Source organism: Megamonas sp. Calf98-2 (genome assembly GCF_900110235.1).
Lineage (GTDB): Bacteria > Bacillota > Negativicutes > Selenomonadales > Selenomonadaceae > Megamonas > Megamonas funiformis.
In genome coordinates this window covers 1-18,723 of the sequence record NZ_FOCY01000028.1, presented here as the reverse complement: position 1 = coordinate 18,723, position 18,723 = coordinate 1, and the positions used below count along the sequence as shown (strand labels likewise).

Annotated in this window: 15 protein-coding genes; 7 read left to right on the top strand and 8 right to left on the bottom strand. The window is 30.6% G+C overall.

What is annotated here, in order from left to right; genetic code table 11:
• Positions 1–24 precede the first annotated feature (24 nt).
• The 5 genes from BMX03_RS08780 to BMX03_RS08760 all read left to right on the top strand — a co-directional run bounded on the left by BMX03_RS08780 (position 25) and on the right by BMX03_RS08760 (position 5,560).
• Positions 25–1,143: an aldo/keto reductase gene (locus tag BMX03_RS08780; RefSeq protein WP_091694909.1), complete on the top strand. Its 1,119-nt coding sequence runs from the start codon at positions 25–27 to the stop codon at positions 1,141–1,143.
• Between the two features lie 29 nt (positions 1,144–1,172).
• Positions 1,173–1,859 (top strand): PDZ domain-containing protein, encoded by a 687-nt coding sequence (locus BMX03_RS08775; RefSeq protein WP_091694905.1) that lies wholly within the window; start codon positions 1,173–1,175, stop codon positions 1,857–1,859.
• A gap of 147 nt (positions 1,860–2,006) precedes the next feature.
• On the top strand, positions 2,007–2,888 hold the full coding sequence (ylqF, locus tag BMX03_RS08770) for a ribosome biogenesis GTPase YlqF (protein ID WP_008537671.1): 882 nt from the start codon (positions 2,007–2,009) through the stop codon (positions 2,886–2,888).
• Between the two features lie 139 nt (positions 2,889–3,027).
• Positions 3,028–4,842: a translational GTPase TypA gene (gene typA, locus BMX03_RS08765; protein WP_022228038.1), complete on the top strand. Its 1,815-nt coding sequence runs from the start codon at positions 3,028–3,030 to the stop codon at positions 4,840–4,842.
• 232 nt (positions 4,843–5,074) lie between these two features.
• Positions 5,075–5,560: a cell division protein SepF gene (locus tag BMX03_RS08760; RefSeq protein WP_015563375.1), complete on the top strand. Its 486-nt coding sequence runs from the start codon at positions 5,075–5,077 to the stop codon at positions 5,558–5,560.
• Positions 5,561–5,624: 64 nt separating this feature from the next.
• Here the strand turns inward: BMX03_RS08760 and BMX03_RS08755 are convergent, their stop codons facing one another.
• The 7 genes from BMX03_RS08755 to BMX03_RS08725 form a co-directional block, all read right to left on the bottom strand.
• Entirely contained in the window at positions 5,625–8,516 is a 2,892-nt protein-coding gene (locus tag BMX03_RS08755; protein ID WP_091694902.1) for a DEAD/DEAH box helicase, read from the bottom strand.
• Between the two features lie 87 nt (positions 8,517–8,603).
• Complete coding sequence (locus BMX03_RS08750) at positions 8,604–8,981, bottom strand: PH domain-containing protein (RefSeq protein WP_015563378.1); 378 nt, start codon at positions 8,979–8,981, stop codon at positions 8,604–8,606.
• Positions 8,982–9,065: 84 nt separating this feature from the next.
• A complete protein-coding gene (locus BMX03_RS08745; protein WP_015563379.1) occupies positions 9,066–9,764 on the bottom strand; it encodes an SDR family oxidoreductase in 699 nt (232 codons plus the stop codon).
• Between the two features lie 11 nt (positions 9,765–9,775).
• Positions 9,776–10,516 (bottom strand): sulfite exporter TauE/SafE family protein, encoded by a 741-nt coding sequence (locus tag BMX03_RS08740; RefSeq protein WP_015563380.1) that lies wholly within the window; start codon positions 10,514–10,516, stop codon positions 9,776–9,778.
• A 267-nt stretch (positions 10,517–10,783) separates the two neighbouring features.
• Positions 10,784–11,815 (bottom strand): tRNA (adenosine(37)-N6)-threonylcarbamoyltransferase complex transferase subunit TsaD, encoded by a 1,032-nt coding sequence (tsaD, locus tag BMX03_RS08735; protein ID WP_091694899.1) that lies wholly within the window; start codon positions 11,813–11,815, stop codon positions 10,784–10,786.
• A gap of 36 nt (positions 11,816–11,851) precedes the next feature.
• On the bottom strand, positions 11,852–12,442 hold the full coding sequence (locus BMX03_RS08730) for a ribonuclease H1 domain-containing protein (RefSeq protein ID WP_008537680.1): 591 nt from the start codon (positions 12,440–12,442) through the stop codon (positions 11,852–11,854).
• A gap of 69 nt (positions 12,443–12,511) precedes the next feature.
• Positions 12,512–13,402, bottom strand: a complete 891-nt coding sequence (locus BMX03_RS08725) for an AraC family transcriptional regulator (protein WP_091694896.1) — start codon at positions 13,400–13,402, stop codon at positions 12,512–12,514.
• A gap of 237 nt (positions 13,403–13,639) precedes the next feature.
• Between BMX03_RS08725 and BMX03_RS08720 the strand changes: the two genes are divergently transcribed.
• The gene (locus BMX03_RS08720) at positions 13,640–14,986 is read left to right on the top strand and encodes an MFS transporter (RefSeq protein WP_091694894.1); all 1,347 of its coding nucleotides are present in this window, start codon (positions 13,640–13,642) and stop codon (positions 14,984–14,986) included.
• 43 nt (positions 14,987–15,029) lie between these two features.
• A complete protein-coding gene (locus tag BMX03_RS08715) occupies positions 15,030–16,994 on the top strand; it encodes a glycoside hydrolase family 127 protein (protein WP_091694891.1) in 1,965 nt (654 codons plus the stop codon).
• Between the two features lie 59 nt (positions 16,995–17,053).
• Here BMX03_RS08715 and BMX03_RS08710 read toward each other — a convergent pair whose 3' ends face one another.
• Entirely contained in the window at positions 17,054–18,316 is a 1,263-nt protein-coding gene (locus BMX03_RS08710; RefSeq protein WP_022228028.1) for a dicarboxylate/amino acid:cation symporter, read from the bottom strand.
• Positions 18,317–18,723 lie beyond the last annotated feature (407 nt).

Sequence of the window (18,723 nt, the reverse complement as noted above, 5' to 3'; positions counted from 1 at the left end):
AATATATTTTAGGAGAGTGGGATTATGGAAAATTTAAAGAAACTTGGTTTTGGCTGTATGCGATTACCTATGCTTGATGTGGAAAATAACAAGGTTGATATGGAACAATTTTGTAAAATGGTTGATACTTTTATGGCAAAAGGTTTTAAGTATTTTGATACTGCTTACATGTACCATAATTATCAAAGTGAGTTATTTGTAAAGGAAGCTTTAGTTAAAAGATATCCACGAGAAAGCTTTTTATTGGCGGATAAATTACCTACAATGCAGTTGAAATCCATAGAAGATAATAAACGTATTTTTGATGAGCAATTAGAAAAATGTGGTGTAGATTATTTTGATTATTATTTATTGCATTGTTTAGATGTTGATAATTATGCAAAGATCAAAGAATTTAAATCTATGGATTTTGTGCGTCAAATGAAAACGGAAGGTAAGATTAAAAAATTAGGTTTTTCTTTTCATGATACAGCAGAATTCTTAGAAAAGATTTTACTTGAAATTGGTGAAGATATTGAATTTGTACAGTTACAAATAAATTATCTTGATTGGGAAAGCGATAGCGTGCAATCTCGCAAATGTTATGAAGTATGCCAAAAATATCATAAACCTGTGATTGTTATGGAACCTGTAAAAGGCGGTAAATTGGTAAATATTCCGCAGGCTGGTATAGATTTATTGAAAGCTCAAGATGAAAAAATGTCAGTGGCTTCATGGGCAATTCGCTTTGCTAGTAGCTTAGATGATGTATTTATGGTGCTTTCTGGCATGTCAACATGGGAACAATTAGAAGATAATTTGAGTTATATGGAAGATTTTAAACCGCTTACTAAAGAAGAAATTGTAACAACTTTTAAAGTGGCAAAAATCATCAATGATACAACAGCTATTGCTTGTACAGCTTGTAATTATTGTAAAGAAAATTGTCCAATGCAAATTCAAATACCAGAGGTTTTTGAGTTATATAATAATGAAAAACGTTTTGGCATGGCATCTGGTAGTAAGAAAAAATATCAAGATATGATAAAAACCCATGCGAAAGTTTCTGATTGTATTGAATGTAGAAGTTGTGAAGGTCATTGTCCGCAACATTTGACAATTGTTGATTATCTAAAAACAGTTGCTAAAACTTTTGAAGATTAAAATTTAAAAGTTTTAAGGAGAGGGTTTTAATGAAAAAGATTTTAGTTTTATTTATGCTATTAATGGCAATTACTGCTAATTGTTTTGCTAGTAGTATTAATCAAGAATTTGAAAATACAAATATCGAGCAAGTGAAACATGGTATAGTCAAAGCTATAAGTATATTTTCAGCAAAAACTAATTTAGTAGAAAAAGATGATAATACAATTGTGTTATTTAATGTTGTGGATACTGTAGATAAAAATAATAAATTCATGTATCGCGATAAAAAAGATATTATTTGTGAATTGGTGCAAAAAGGCAATAATGTAGAAATGACACTTTCTAGTAAATATGAAAGAATTTATGCTGATGGCACTAATGAAGTTGAAGAATATGATAATGTCAAAGAATTAAAGGCAGTATTAAATTCTGTGAAACGTGTATTTTTTGATAGTTACGTTTATGGAATAGCTTCTAGTCGTGAAATTAAAGATAATGGAGTTATTATAAACGTAGCGGAAAATTCTCCAGCAGCAAAAGCTGGCATGAAAACAGGTGATTGTTTAATTAGCATCAACGGTAAAAGTACAGTCGATAATTTTGAAGATTTTAATATGGGACAATTAGTCGATATATTTTCATCTGAACCTGCAACTTTTGTAATTGTTCAAGATGGCATAGAAAAAACTATTGTAGTAGAGCCAGATAAAATAAATGCTATAGGTGTAAAATAAAAAAATTTTGATTTTGCATATATATTGGTATATAATACTTTTTATAAGACACTGTCTTGTAGTTGACACAAGATAGTGCCTTTTTTGTTGGAATTTGAATTTTGTGTTATAGATATTTGAATATTAATATAAGGAGGAGTTTATTTAATGGAAGAAAATATGCAATATGATGATTTAGGAACACTTGCTCAATTAAACTGGTTTCCTGGGCATATGGCAAAAGCTAAACGTATTATTGTAGAAAACTTAAAATTAGTTGATGTGGTTATTGAGCTTCGTGATGCTCGTATTCCTAACAGTAGTGCAAATCCAATTTTAAAAGATTTAATTGGTAAAAAACCGCATTTAATCGCTTTGAATAAAATTGATTTAGCAGATAATAATATCAATAATAAATGGGAAGAATATTTCACATCTATGGGAAAATCTGTGGTGAAAATCAATTCTTTAGATGGTAAAGGTATTCGTCAATTAGTAACTGTAGCAGATGAATTGGCAAAAGTAAAAACTGCTAAATTCGCTAATAAAGGTGTAAAACCTCGTAATGCTCGTGTAATGATTGTAGGTATTCCAAATGTAGGGAAATCTTCTTTGATAAATAGATTATCTGGCAGTGCTTCATTGAAAACTGCTGATAAACCTGGTGTTACACGTGCAAAACAATGGATTAAAATAAAAAATAATCTTGATTTATTGGATACTCCAGGTATTTTATGGCCAAAATTTGAAGATCCTGAAGTGGGATTGAATTTAGCTTTTACTGGAGCTATCAGTGATGAAGTTTATGATATTGAACGTGCTGCTGAAATCTTATTATGGCGTTTAAAAGATGATTATGCTAAAAATATAAAAGAACGCTATAAAATAGATGAAATTCCACAAACTAGTGAAGAATTATTTACTTTGGTAGGCAAAAAACGTGGATTTTTACAAAAAGGCGGTATTGTAGATACTGAAAAAACTGCTATTGCTGTGCTTAAGGATTTTAGAGCAGGAAAATTAGGAAAAATCTCTTTGGAAAGACCTTGAGTCTAAAGAAAAATTTTTAGCTATTTTAGTATTTTAATTTGACATAAAGATATTGATATACTACACTAGTAAAGAGATATTTAATCTTTTTAGATAATGTAAACATAAAATTTTCATTAATACATTGGGAGGAATTTTTTTGTATACTAATAACAAATTGAGAAATGTCGCTATCATAGCTCACGTTGACCACGGTAAAACAACTCTTGTTGACGCAATGCTTAAACAAAGCCATATTTTCCGTGCTAACGAACAGGTAGCAGAAAGAGTAATGGACTCTAATGCTATTGAACGTGAACGCGGTATTACCATTTTGTCTAAAAATACAGCTGTAATGTACAAAGATATAAAAATCAACATCGTTGATACACCAGGCCATGCTGATTTCGGTGGCGAAGTTGAACGTGTACTCAACATGGTTGATGGCGTTTTATTATTAGTTGACGCTTCTGAAGGTCCTATGCCTCAGACTAAATATGTTTTACGTAAAGCTTTAGAACAAGGTTTAAAACCTATCGTTGTTATCAACAAAATTGACCGTCCTGACCAGCGTATTGATGACGTTTATGACGAAGTTTTGGAACTTTTCATGGAACTTGGTGCTGATGATGATCAGCTTGATTTCCCTGTTGTATACGCAATTGCTCGTGATGGTATTGCTAAACTTGATCTTGATGATGAAAGCGATAGCTTAGAACCATTAATGGATTTACTTATTAAAGAAATTCCAGCTCCACAGGGTGATGTAGAAGGTTCTCTTCAAATGATGGTAACTACACTTGATTCTGACGAATATGTTGGTCGTGTAGCTATTGGTCGTATTATGCGTGGTAAAATCAAAGAAGGTCAAAATGTAGTAGTTATCAGTGGTGATGGCGAAACTAAAGAGCGTATCGGTAAAGTATATGTTTACCAAGGTTTAAAACGTATGGAAGTTAGCGAAGCTGAACTTGGTGAAATCGTAGCAATTACTGGTCTTCCTAGTGCAAGTATTGGTCATACTGTTGCTGATGCTGAAAATCCAGAGGCTTTACCTAGCATTAATATTGATGAACCTACATTGTCCATGACTTTTGGTGTTAACACTAGCCCATTTGCTGGTCGTGAAGGTCAGTTTGTAACATCTCGTCATTTACGCGACCGTTTATATAAAGAAACTGAAACAAATGTAAGCTTACGTGTTGAAGAAACAGACAGCCCTGATACATTTAAAGTTTCTGGTCGTGGCGAATTACATCTTTCTATTCTCATTGAAACAATGCGTCGTGAAGGATACGAACTTCAGATTGGTAAACCAGAAGTTATTTATAAAGAAATCAATGGTCAACTTTGTGAACCAATTGAAAACTTAACTATTGAAGTACCTCAAGAATTCATGGGTACAGTTATGGAATCCCTTGGTACTCGTAAAGCAGAACTTTCCAATATGACTGAATTAAAAGGTTATTTACGTCTTGAATTCACTATTCCTGCACGTGGACTTATCGGTTTCCGTTCTGAATTCTTAACTAATACAAAAGGTAATGGTATTATGAACCATGTATTCCGTGGATATGCTCCATATAAAGGTGATATTCCAGGTCGTAGCCGTGGTTCTTTAGTAGCATTTGAACAAGGTGAAACAACTCCATACGGTATTTATACTCTTCAAGACCGTGGTGTAATGTTTATTTCTCCAAACCAAATGGTTTATGAAGGTATGATTATTGGGGAAAATACTCGTGAACTTGATATGGACGTAAATCCATGCAAGAAGAAAAATGTTTCCAATATGCGTTCTTCTTCTTCTGACGAAGCTATTCGCTTAACTCCACCTCGTCTTTTAAGTCTTGAACAGGCTCTTGAATTCATCAACAAAGATGAAATGGTAGAAGTTACTCCAGAAAGCATTCGTTTAAGAAAAACTATTCTTGATAAATCTCAGCGTGGACGTTTACGTAAAAACGCAAAATAATTTTGAGTATAGTATATAATGTGTTAGAAGCGACATTTATATGTGTCGCTTCTTATCATATTTATGAATTTATTTGATTAGTTAAACAATCAAATAAATTTTATGAAAATAATATTTATTACAGTTTTTTGCAGGATTTTTTTATTTTATAGAGAATTGTCATAGTATGGGTTTATTTTAATTTTATATAAAATATATTTATGGGTTATAAAAGGATATTTGAGGTGAGATTATGGCGGATTTTTTATCAAAAATTACAAACTTCTTAATTCCTGAAGAAGTAGAAGAAGTTGAAACAAAAGCTGATGTAAAACAAGAAAAACAGCAAAAAGTGGTAAAAGTAGCTCCTAGCGTTACACGTGTAGCAAATGGCCCTGCTATTTATACAAATACAGCTGAAGCTACAGACAATGCATCTTCTAATTATGAAGATAATAATCGTCCTAGTTTGAAAGTATATACACAGCCAAATATGAATGTACTTGTATTTGAACCTACTAATTTCAATGATACAAGAATTGCTGCTGATGCTTTAAAAGCTTCTAAAGCTGTGCTTATCAATTACGAAAAAATTGAACAAAGTGAACAAGTTCGTATTTGCGATTTTATGAATGGTGCTTGCTATGTATTAGATGGTTCTGTAAAAAGAATTTCTGCAAAAATGGTATTATATGTGCCAAATGGCGTATCTATTGAAGAAATTATTCCAACAAAATAAAAAAAGACATCTATGGAAATGGAAGTTTATGAAACTTATCATTTTTTATAGATGTCTTTTTATTTTAAACGGTTACTGTTGTAAGATAATCGAAAATATTTGCTCTAACAGGTGTATCTAACTTATAGAGAATTTTAAAACCATTATATTTAGGTGCAAATTCTGGATTGCCTTGGGCTATGATTTCACCTAAAAAATAAAATTCTTTAGCTTCTTTATCTTCACTAGGTTTGCGTACAAATAGATATAATTTATTTTGTTCTTCATTCGCATTATATATATGTTTAGCATCACTAGAGTCTAATTTTCGATTGCTTTTGGAGTAGGCTGTAATCAAAGTATTGTTTAAAAATTCATTAGTATAATCCACTCTTTTTTTATCTGGGGCTATATAATTGATAAACACTGGCATGGTATGTGTTGTCTTTTCATAGAAATAACCAGCCATGGCATTAGGATTTATTTTTTGAGGCCAATTTAATAGATAACAAACTTCTTCATAAGTGTATTTTTGATAAAGGACAAGATTAGTATCTTTGTATTTATTTTGATAGTATTTTTGATATCTTTCTAAGGCAAAATCGAGAATTTCATTTATTTGAAAATAGAACTTTTCATCTTGTAAAGCTGATTTAAAAATATCATTGATGATGTAATCATTATCATTTTCTTTGATAAAAATGCAATTACTAAATTTAGCTTGTTCATTGCTAATGGTAAATAGATTAGTTAAATTGCGTATTAATGAAACTTTTATTTGCTCAGTTAATTCTTGATGGTATTTTGTAGTTAGGATTTGCTTTATATCCATTAATAAATGAGATGTATTTTTTAATAATAATTTTAAAGCTAATAGTTCATGAATTCTTTTGCCTTTAGCAAAGCGATATGAGATAAAATAAAGAATTTCTTCTTGAATTGTATTAAATCTAATTGTGTAATCTTTATCGTATTTTTGTAAGAAATTATGATATGTTTTAAATTTATCAAGGAATTTTAAAATGTCTATACTACCAAACTGGGAAAAATCAAAGATAGAAGGAATTTTTCCTAATTTTTGTTTTAATTGTAGATATTCATTTTTCAATAAGGCTGTATCGTTTAATTTAGCACTATCAATGGCTTGATAGATTTTTTGACGAGCTATTTTATCAAAATGAATGGTAGAAGAACCAAAAATGAAGCGATTTCCTTCTGCTACATAATGACGGATATTATCTTTATTATAAGAAGTATCACCAGATAGGGCTATTGGTATCATAAAGTTATTTTGATAGTTGCCGATAAAGTCAAGAATTACTACATAATCTTTTTGTGGATATTTACGAAGCCCACGACCTAATTGTTGAACGAAGATAATGGCTGATTTTGTAGGTCTGAGCATAATTATTTGATTTATAGCAGGAATATCAATACCTTCATTCATAATGTCTACAGTGAATATATAATCAAGACCTGTAGAGCGTTCTTTTTGTTCTAATTTATGAATGGCATTAGTTCGCGTTTCTTGACTATCTTTACCTGATAGAGCAATGGTATTAAATCCTCGCTCATTAAATTTTTGTGAAAGTATTTGGGCTTCTTCTATTTGACTACAGAATATTAAACCGCGCAGACGTTCTCCACTGAAACCATAGTATTGAGATTGATTGATGATATGTGTTACGCGAGCGTCTGTAGTTAAATCATTAAATGTTGAATTATCATTGATTTCTTGATCATCAACTGTGATATCAGTGATGCCAAAGTAGTGAAATGGGCAAAGTAAATTTTCTTGCATAGCTTGGTTTAAGCGAATTTCATAAGCTATATTATGGTCAAATAATTGGTAGATATCAAAACCGTCTGTGCGTTCTGGTGTCGCTGTCATACCTAATAAAAATTGTGGTTGAAAGTAATTTAAGATTTTTAAATAACTACTAGCACCAGCTCGATGTGTTTCATCAATGATGATATAGTCAAAATGTGTTGGTGTGAATTGAGTTAAATTTTCTTCTTTGCTTAGCATATTTATGGTAGCAAATAGATAAGGTTTATGAAAATCCTTATGATTAGCTGACAAAATACCATATTGGATATCTGGTATTATCTGGGTAAAAGTTTTACAAGCTTGTTTAAGAATTTGTTCACGATGGGCTAAAAATAATAGTCGTTTAGGATTGGCTTTTTTGACAGCAAAGGCACTTAAATATGTTTTTCCTGTACCTGTGGCAGATATCAATAATGCTTTTTGTTTATTATCTTGTTGTAATTTGGCTAAAGCTTTTAATGCTTCCTGTTGCATTTTATTAGGAGCAATATCATTAGTAGAGATATTTTCTTGGGCTGTAGCAAATTCTCTTTTTAATTTTTGTAAAGAATGATATTTATCAGCATATTGTTTAAGCCAGATATCAGTCAAAGGCATGGCTTCTTGCCACATTTGTTGAAATTGAGATAATGTATTGTTGATTAAAGCACCATTTGCTAAAGAATTTATTTTTAGACTCCATTCTTTATTTGATTTTAAGGCTGTTTGCGTCAAATTATTACTGCCTACAATTAAAGTGTAATAATCGTTTTGTTCAAAGATATAGCCTTTGATATGGAAATTTTCTTTAGTATAGATGCGAATATTTAAATTAGGATATTGTTGCAATTCTTGTAGAGCTTTTGGTTGATTAAAATATAGATAATCAGTGGTTAAAATATCGCCAGTGATGTTTTTTTCTTGAAGTAGCTTTAAATATTCTTTAAGACAAATTAAACCACTTTGAGTGATAAAAGCTATGGCAAAGTAAAATCGTTTACAAGTTTGTAGTTCCTGAAGTAGTTCTACTAATAGATTAGAGCCACTGTTGTAATCATTATAGATTATCTGTGGTTGTAAATCAGGCAAGGAATTAATTTTATTATCTATAAGAGCGCTAGCAAAACTTTGTTGGAGTTCTTGAGCTAAATAATCTTGTGTTTGCATAGAGTAACCTCATAATTTTATATTGAATTTATTGATAAAAAAGGCTGAGTTTAAATCTATAAAGGATTTTAAACCCAGCTTTTTATTTTAACGTAATACATATTCAGCTAAAATAGCTTGTAGTTGATAAATGTCTAAACTTTTATCAAATTTTTTACTAATAGGCATATCCATACCAGCGACATATATTTTTAATTCAGCGTCTAAATCGAAATGACCAGCTGTTTCAATACTGAAATGTCTGATACTTTTATACGGTATAGAATGATATTGTGTTTTTTTACCTGTAATACCTTGTTTATCTACAAGGATAAGGCGTTTGTCGGTAAAAATAAATAAATCACGAAAGATTTCATAAGCTTGTTGAATGCTTTCACCATTAGCTAATAATTTAGCATAATCTTGGCGGATATCATCAAGATTTGCTTTGGAGGCATTGCCTAAAAGATTATCAAATAATCCCATAAAAATTCCTCCTATACTTATATACATATTTTTATATTATAGATATTTATATAATATAATTCTGTGTATCAAGGAAGAATACCTTTATTTATTGTAATACCAATCATAATCGTCATGGTAAATCATTTGTTTCGTCATGCCACCATCAACGACGATATCTTGACCGGTGATAAATGAAGATTTTTCACTGCAAAGAAACATCACAACATTTACAATATCTTTTGGAACACCAACGCGATTTACTAAATGTTGAAGTTTATCTGCTGAGGAAAATTCACTATTTGTAGTATCTATCCAACCAGGAGAAATACTGTTTACACGAGCTTTTCCACGCAATGTAACTGCCATAGCATGAGTTAGTGAAGAAATCGCTCCTTTAGCAGCAGTGTAACTTTCAGTATCTGCTTGACTCATCAAATGACGGCTAGAAGAAATATTTACAATGCTAGCATTATCTTGAAGATGGTTCATAAATAATTTAGTAAGCATAAAAGGAGCTACAGCACCAACTTTTAGTACGTAGAGAAAATCTTCATAAGAAGCAGTAGCTAAGCCACCTTTCATAAGACAAGCGTTATTAATTAAATAATCTATTTTTGTATGTTCATCAATTACTTTTTGGGCAAATTGCGTCAATATTTTTTCATCGGCAATATCGCCAACAAAATAATCATTAGATAAAACATCAATAGTACATACTGTAATATTTTGAGCTTTGAATTCATCACAAATGGCTTTGCCAATACCTCTAGCTCCACCAGTAACAACAGCAACTTTATTCATATAGTTCTCCTTTAATTGATAGCTGAATAAATAGTATATAAAGCACTGAATAATAACATAACAAAAACGAGTCGATTAAACATTTTTTGAGAAATATAAGGAAATAATTTATTACCTAGCCATAAAGCGATAAAACAGAATGGAACGATATAAATACTTTGTTCAATAGCGAATGAAAAATCTTTTCCTGCTAAGTAAAAAGCAAAGATACCTAGATAATTAATAATAGTAAAATAAGCAATGCAAGTGGCACGCAAAGAAGTTTTATCACGATTAGTAGATGTTAAATAAATAATAAGAGGTGGGCCACTCATACTGGTAGAAGTATTTAAAATACCAGATAGACAACCAACAACACCCGTTTTACAAGATGTTTCAGCTAGTTGTTTTCGATAAATTTTGGTGAGAAATAAGAATGATAAAATAACACAAGCAATGAAAATTTTTAATCCTATGGTAGGCACAAATAGATAGATGAGAATACCAATAGGATGACCTATTACTGAACCAATCAGCAATGGTTTTAGAAAATGCCAATCAATATTATCTTTGACAAAAAATACAAAAACAGTATCAAGAACAACAGATAAAAATTGTAAAAGTACAACGACTTCTTTGGCATCATAGACCATTAAAAGCAATGGTGTAGAAACAATAGCAAATCCAAAACCCGTCAAGGATTGGATTAACGTAGAAATAAAAGCTATACCAATAGCTAATAATAACGAAGTATCAGAAAATATCTCCAACATAAAAAATCGCCCACTTTAAGTATTAGTTCATTTCTTTGATGACAAAGAAACGAACCAAAGAAATCACCGCAGATAAAATTTTAATTTTGAAAATAATTATCACTTCATACAACGCTTAGAAACTCGCTTCGCTCAAACATTCAGACTAAAACCGTATTCAGTGATAATTGTTTTCAATAATCTTGCGATTACCATTAAAATCAATATCGCGGGATTTTTTCTTTTTGATTCGTTTTTCTTTTAGATAAAAGAAAAATGAATAGATAACTATTCTTTGTCAGTTAGTTCTAGATAAGGGATAGCGTTTAGGTTGCTATCAGCAAAGTCTCCTGCTTGGGCTTGGTAGTAGCCACGGCAGGCTATCATGGCAGCGTTGTCTGTGCATAAGATTTTGCTTGGGTAGTAAAATTCTAGGCCGTTTTCTTTGCAAGCTTTTTGGAGATGTCCTTCTAGGGAGCTATTTGCTGCTACACCACCGGCAAGTACTAGTTTTGTCATGTTAGTTTGACGAGCTGCTTCTACAGCTTTATGCACTAAGATATTAACTACTGATTTTTGGAAGGAGGCGGCAACATCAGCTTTGTTGATTTCGATGCGTTTTGCTTTCATATTATTTAAATAATTGAGCACAGCTGATTTTAAGCCACTGAAACTAAATTCATAGTTACCTTTTTCATTTAATGCCATAGGGAAATCAATAGCATCAGGATTTCCTTCTTTAGCTAATTTATCAATTTGAGGACCACCTGGATAAGGTAATCCCATTACACGAGCTACTTTATCAAAAGCTTCACCAGCTGCATCATCGCGAGTTTGTCCCATTAGGGAAAAATGATTATAGTCTTTTACGTGAACTAGGGAAGTATGTCCACCGGAAACTACGAGAGCCATAAATGGTGGTTGAAGTTCAGGTGTGGATAAGAAATTGGCGAAGATATGACCTTCTAAGTGATTTACGCCAATTAGTGGTTTATCTAAAGCAAAAGCCAAAGTTTTGGCAGCAGATACGCCTACAAGTAAAGCACCTACTAATCCTGGGCCATACGCTACAGCAATACGATCAATATCTTTTAAAGTAACATTTGCTTTGTGTAAGGCTTCATCTAAAACAGGCATGATATTAACAATATGTTTACGAGAGGCGATTTCAGGAACGACACCTCCGAATTTTTGATGAATTGGAATTTGAGTAGAAATTACATTAGCTAGTATTTCTCTGCCACCGTGTAAGATAGCAACAGAAGTTTCATCACAGCTAGATTCTATACCTAAAGTCAATGAATTATCTGTAGTAGTCAAATTTTTATTCCCCCTCTAATTTTATTAAGCAATTTATTATAAACCTAAAGCTTGTTTAGCTAATTTGTCAGCAAGTTCATTACCTAATACTCCTGTATGACCTGCTACTTTTTTGAAGGTTACTAAATGTAAATATGGTTTCATAAATTCAGCATATGCTTTGGTCAATTCTTTATTTGTTTTCCAATTGCCTAAAGCCCATTCAGATAAACCGATATAATCATGACAGATTACAATTTTTTCATCATGAGCAATAGCCCATTTGGTAGCTTCCATAGCACCTTGAATTTCTCCAGCTACGTTATGTAACTCACTAGCATCTATGGAAGTGCCTTTCCCGTTGAAAGTATCTATTAATTTACCTTTATAAAAAATAGCCATACCCCAGCTATATTCACCATTTATATATGAACCATCTACATAAATATAATAACGGTCATCATCTTGTTCAGAAATATTGACAGATGGTTTATCTTCTAAATAGTTTTGAGCTTCTTCTTTTGTGGGAAAAGATTTAAATAATGCTCCTTTAAAACCTTGTGTTTGTTTTTGACATTCAGCCCAAGTAGTGAATATTCCTGTTTGATAACCTTTTTTTACTGCGTAAAATTTCTTCTTTGTAGCCATATGTCCTCCTTTACAATATGTTTTATTATAGCATTTTTGTTTTATTATAGCTATTTTAATTAAAAATAGTTAGATTTTATTTATTTGTTGTTGTTTTCTATAATTTGTAGGAGTAGTGCCAACTATACGTTTAAATTGTTTAGTAAAATATGCATTATCATCAAATCCTACAGATATAGCCACTTTATTAATAGAAAAGTTTGTGTATGTTAATAATTCTTTAGCTTTTTGTATGCGTATGTGCAAGAGTAGTTGTAGTGGGCTTAAGCCATATTTATTTTTCACGCAACGAATTATATGTGTAGGATGAAAAGCATATTCATCAGATAATTTTTTTAAATCGAAGCCTTCTGTATAAAATAGAGAAAAATGTTCATAAATTTTTTCTGCTACATTTTTGGTATTTGGCTCATGAATATCACAAAGAATACTTAGAATGGAAAAAAATAATTGTTGGCTCTTTAATTGAGAAACAGTTGAAGAATAGAAATCTTTTTTTGGTTTAGTTTTATCAATTTTTACTTGAACGATAGTATTCATATATTCAGCCATTTGAGATTGTTGTTCGGCTGTTAGTGAACCATGTTGAGGTAGTGATATATGGAAAGGTTCTTTAGTAAATTGATAATTTGCTTTTTGTTTATGGTTTTTATCATAGATAGGTTTATCCATATATTTGAATTTACCAGTAGTATAAAAATGTAGCCAAAAGAAATTTGTAGCTTCATCACAACATTTATATCCTTTGTGTAATCTATTTGGTGGCAAAATCAAGAATTCTCCTTTTTTGAGAATATATTTTTGAGAATTTTCTTCTAAATACAGCTTGCCAGCAGTTACAAATATTAAATCAAATGTAGAAGGCATGATCCTTCTTAAATGTAAATCACCTACTCGATATAATGATTTACCTCCTACTATTAAATGAGGTAAAGGTGGACAAGTAAAAATAATATACAAAAAATCACCTCAAATATTAATTTTATTATACTAATAAAACTTGAAATTAAGCATAATACTGATGATTATTAATCATTATACTATATATTTTTTATTAGTTATGATAATTTTATTATACTATTTATGCTAATATTATACTATTAAATGTTAATTTTATTTATTTAAAGTTTTCAAATAATTATATAAAATATAAACAGTTAAAAGTTACGTGACTAAAAAAATAAGGTGGTTTTAGATATGAGTAATAATCAAATTAATCATAAAGTACCATTATCTGGTCGTTTGAGTTATGGCTTGACTGATGGATGCGGAAATTTATTATATTGTATAATAGGTTCTTATTTATTGTATTTCTATACGGATGTTTTTGGTTTATCTGTTGCTATAGCTGGAGCTATTTTGTTATTTACTCGTTTATTAGATGCTATAGATGCTCCAATTTGGGGCTTTATTGTTGACCATACTAAATCTAAATATGGACAATCTAGACCATACTTTTTATGGTTATGTGTACCGTTTGCTGTATTTATGTGGCTTACATTTACTACACCAGCTTTATCAGGTACAACAAAAATAATTTATGCTGTAGTTACTTATATATTAGCAGGAATTTTTTATACGGGGATACAAACAGCAATTACTTCAATATTACCAAATTTAACTCGTCGTCCAGGTGAACGTGTTATATTAAATACATTTCGTATGGTTGGCGGTAATATAGGAGCATTTATTTGTATGACTTTTACGTTACCGTTAGTTGCTTTTTTTGGTGAAGGAAATGAACAAAAAGGATTTTCATATACATTAGCATTTTTTGGTATTATTGCTATTGTTTTATTTATAGTAGCTTTTAAGAATTTACGTGAAGTTAACGTAGAGAAAATAAAAAGTATACCAATAAAAGATAGTGTAAAAGCTATAAAAGGTAATTGGCCATGGATATTGGTTGTTATAGCTAATTTGATTTTTTGGATAGCATTAACTATACGTTTATCCACTGTAGTATATTATTGTCAATATTATCTAGGAGATAAGAGTTTAACAGTATTTATAAATGGAATAATGTTGGTTCAAGTTATAGGTATGATTTCTATTCCATTATTAGTAAAAAGATTTAATAAATATGGAACAATGATTTTAGGTTTTATTTTAGTAGCAGGTGGACATATTGGTATTTTCTTTGTAGGCACTAATATAGAATTAATGATTGTTTTTTGGATTATTGCTTCTTTAGGGCAAGGTATAGCATGTTCAATGCCATTTGCTATGCTTTCAGATACAGTTGATTTTGGAGAATGGAAGACAGGTATTCGTGCTAGTGGATTTTTAACAGCTATAGGAAGTGCATTTTGTATCAAAGCTGGCTCTGGTATAGGAGGTTTTATTCCAGCAGTTGTTATGAATTTATTTGGTTATGTGCCGAATGCAGTACAATCTTCAACAGCGTTATTTGGTATACAATTTGTATTTACATGGCTTCCTGCAATAATTTTCTTATGTGGAATTATTCCAATGCTTTTTTATCGCAAATATGAACAAAATGAAAATAATATTCTTTTAGATTTAGCAAAAAGAAATAGTTAATAAAAAAATAATAGATGGAAATAAATTGTTGAGGAGATTTATTATGTTTGAAAATAAAATAAAAATAACAGCACCGTTTTGGCAACAATATATAAATTTAATCCGTAAAGAAATGCTACCTTTTCAGTGGTCAGTATTAAATGATGAAGCTGATATTAAAATTGAAAAAGAAAGAGATGCAGATCATATACCAGCAGAGAAAAGTCATGCTATTGAAAATTTTAAAATTGCAGCTGGAATAAGTAAAGGAAAACATTATGGAATGGTTTTTCAAGATAGTGATGTTTATAAATGGCTCGAAGCAGTAGCATATGCATTACACCAGCATCAAGATGATGATTTACAAAAAATTGCTGATGGGATAATAGATTTATTAGCAAAAGCTCAACAAAGTGATGGCTATTTAAACACATATTTTACTATAGAGGCACCAGAACGTAGATATAAACGCTTATATCAAAGCCATGAACTTTATTGTGCAGGACATTTTATTGAAGCAGCAGTTGGATATTATAGTGTTACAAAAAATCAAAAAATATTAGATATTGCTTGTAAACTGGCAAATCATATTGATGATGTTTTTGGTAGTGAAGATGGAAAAATTCATGGATATGATGGACATGAAGAAATAGAATTGGCATTACTTCGTTTATTTGAGCTTACAAAAAATGATAAATATAAAAACTTAGCAAATTTCTTTTTATATGAACGTGGGAAAAATCCAAATTTCTTTAAAGAACAACAAAAGACAGATCCTTCAACTAAACCTGTAATTGAAGGTATGGAAAGTTTTAGACCAGAATATTATCAAAATCATAAACCAATTTTGGAACAAGAAACAGCTGAAGGACATGCTGTACGTGTTATGTATATGTGTACAGGTATGGCTATGTTAGCTCGTTTAAATAATGATGAAAAGATGTTTGAAGCTTGTAAACGTTTATGGAAGAATATTGTTACTAAACGTATGTATATAACAGGTGGTATAGGCTCTACTGTTATAGGAGAAGCCTTTACTGCAGATTATGATTTGCCAAATGATACAATGTATTGTGAAACATGTGCTTCTATAGGATTGATCTTTTTTGCAAATAATATGTTGAAATTAGATGTAGATAGTCAATATGCAGATATAATGGAAAAAGCTCTATATAATACAGTTATAGATGGTATGGCTCTTGATGGAAAACATTTCTTTTATGTAAATCCATTGGAAGTTGTTCCTCAATTAAGTCATAAAGATCCAGGAAAATCACATGTAAAAACTGTTCGTCCAGCGTGGTTTGGTTGTGCATGTTGTCCACCTAATTTAGCTAGATTATTAAGTTCTTTAGACGAATATATGTATACAGTAAAAGATGATGCTATTTATAGCAATTTATATGTAAGTAATAAATCTGATTTTAAAATTAATAATCAAGTAATAAGTATTGAAGAAAATACAGATTATCCATGGGATGGAAAAATTACTTTTAAAGTAAATAGTGAGGCAACATTTAAATTAGGTTTACGTATTCCTAATTGGGCAAATAGATACTTATTTAAGGTAAATGGTAAAGAATTTACACCTAAAATAGAAAAAGGATATGCTATTATAGATAGAACATGGGAAAAAGGAGATATAGTTATTTTTGATATACAAATAGAAGCTAATTTTATTTGTGCAAATCCTTTAGTTCGTGAAGATTATGGCAAAGTTGCTATACAACGAGGTCCTATTATTTATTGTGCAGAAGGTGTAGACAATGGAGATAATTTGCATTTAATAACTATAGATACAAATAAGAAAATAAATGAGTATAAAGATAGTGATAGTTTAGGGGATATTGTAAAATTAGAATTAGAAGCTGAAAAATTAATTTTAGATAAACAGTGGAATAATATTTTATATAGAAATATAATGGAAAAACAAGAAAATGTAGAGATTATTAAGTTGAAACTAATACCATATTTTTGTGCGTTCAATCGCGGTGAAAATGAAATGGCTATTTGGTTAAAAACTAAATAATAAATAAAGCTCCTTAAAAGTCAGTGGACAGCTTTTAAGGAGCTTTGTTTTTATTTATATTATGCTAAAGTATCACCTTTAAAATTATTTTGGTAAGAAGATTTTATTTCTCCGCGAGAAATTTCACGTTCCCAAAGACCAACAACAACTGTAGCGATACAATTACCAAATATATTGCAGAATGTACGAGCCATATCCATGATACGGTCTACACCTAAGATAATAGCGATACCTTCTGTTGGAATACCAAAAGAAGCAGCTGTACCAGCAATTACGATGATAGAAGCGCCAGGAACACCGGCTATACCTTTAGTGGAAATCATAAGTGTAAGTAACATCATGATTTGTTGAGTAAGACCAAAATCAATATCATACATTTGAGCTAAGAAAATAACAGCTAGAGAACTATATAAAGTGGAACCATCAAGGTTGAAGGAATAACCTGTTGGCATAACGAATGTGATGACATGTTTTGGTAAACCTAATTTTTCTAAACACTTCATGGCAAGTGGTAAAGCAGCTTCACTACTTGCAGTGGAATAACCTAATAATAATGGTTCACGTAAAACTTTGAAGATATGCCAGAAATTTAATTTAGTGATGATAGAAGCAATAATTGCAAGGATAATTAAGAAGACGATTATTGCAAAATAAAGTGAAAATACTAATTTTCCAAGAGGAATAAGCATTTCTAAACCGAAAGTACCAACAGTATAAGAAATCATGGCAAAAATACCAATTGGTGCAAAAAGCATAACGTAATGTGTAACTTTGAACATTGCTTCTGCTACACCACGACAACATTCAACAACAATTTTTCCTTTTTCGCCGATATGAGCAAGAGCTACACCGAAGAAACAACTAAAGAAGATGATTTGTAACATATCGTTTTTAGCGCAAGCTTCAACAATGTTAGCAGGAATGATATTTAATAAGTGCATAGAAATACTGAAAGATTCTGCAGTAGCAGCAGCATTAGCTCCAGCAGAAGCTCCAATGGAAGGAAGAGAAACGCCAACACCAGGTTGAAGTACATTTACGACTACAAGACCAACAACTAAAGCTAAGCTACTAGCAACTTCGAACCAGATGATGGCTTTACCACCTAAACGACCAAGTTTTTTGAAATCACCAGTACCAGCAATACCAATTATTAAAGTACTAAAAATAAGAGGTACAACGATCATTTTAATCATGCGAATGAACGCATCACCTAATGGTTTTAATTGTGACCCGATATCAGGTAAAAAATAACCAAAGATAGCACCTAATACTAGCCCTAAAAATATTTGAGCTGTGAGATTAATGCGCAACTTTTTCATTAAAAAGACTCCTTTTTGAAATTTATTTTTTGCATAAAAACGGATTATATATTGTTATTTTATGCAGTTAACATATTAACAATATATTTAAAAACATATTTATCATTATAGTAGTAGCGTTATGTTAAGTCAATGTAAAATCTAGATAAAACATTGTATACATTGTTTTAAGAGTAAAATTAGTTTGAATATTTATGAATTAATAATTTGCACAAAAACTCTATGGATAAATTTTAAATATATGATGGATTGTATAATGAAGTGCGACACCTAGAAAAATAAAAAACTCACTATGAATTTTCGTGTAAAATAAAGTTACCACACCAAATCCACACGAAAGGAAAATTCATAATGAGCTATCATCATCTTACCATATCTGAACGTATTCGTATAGAGGTTCTTTCTAT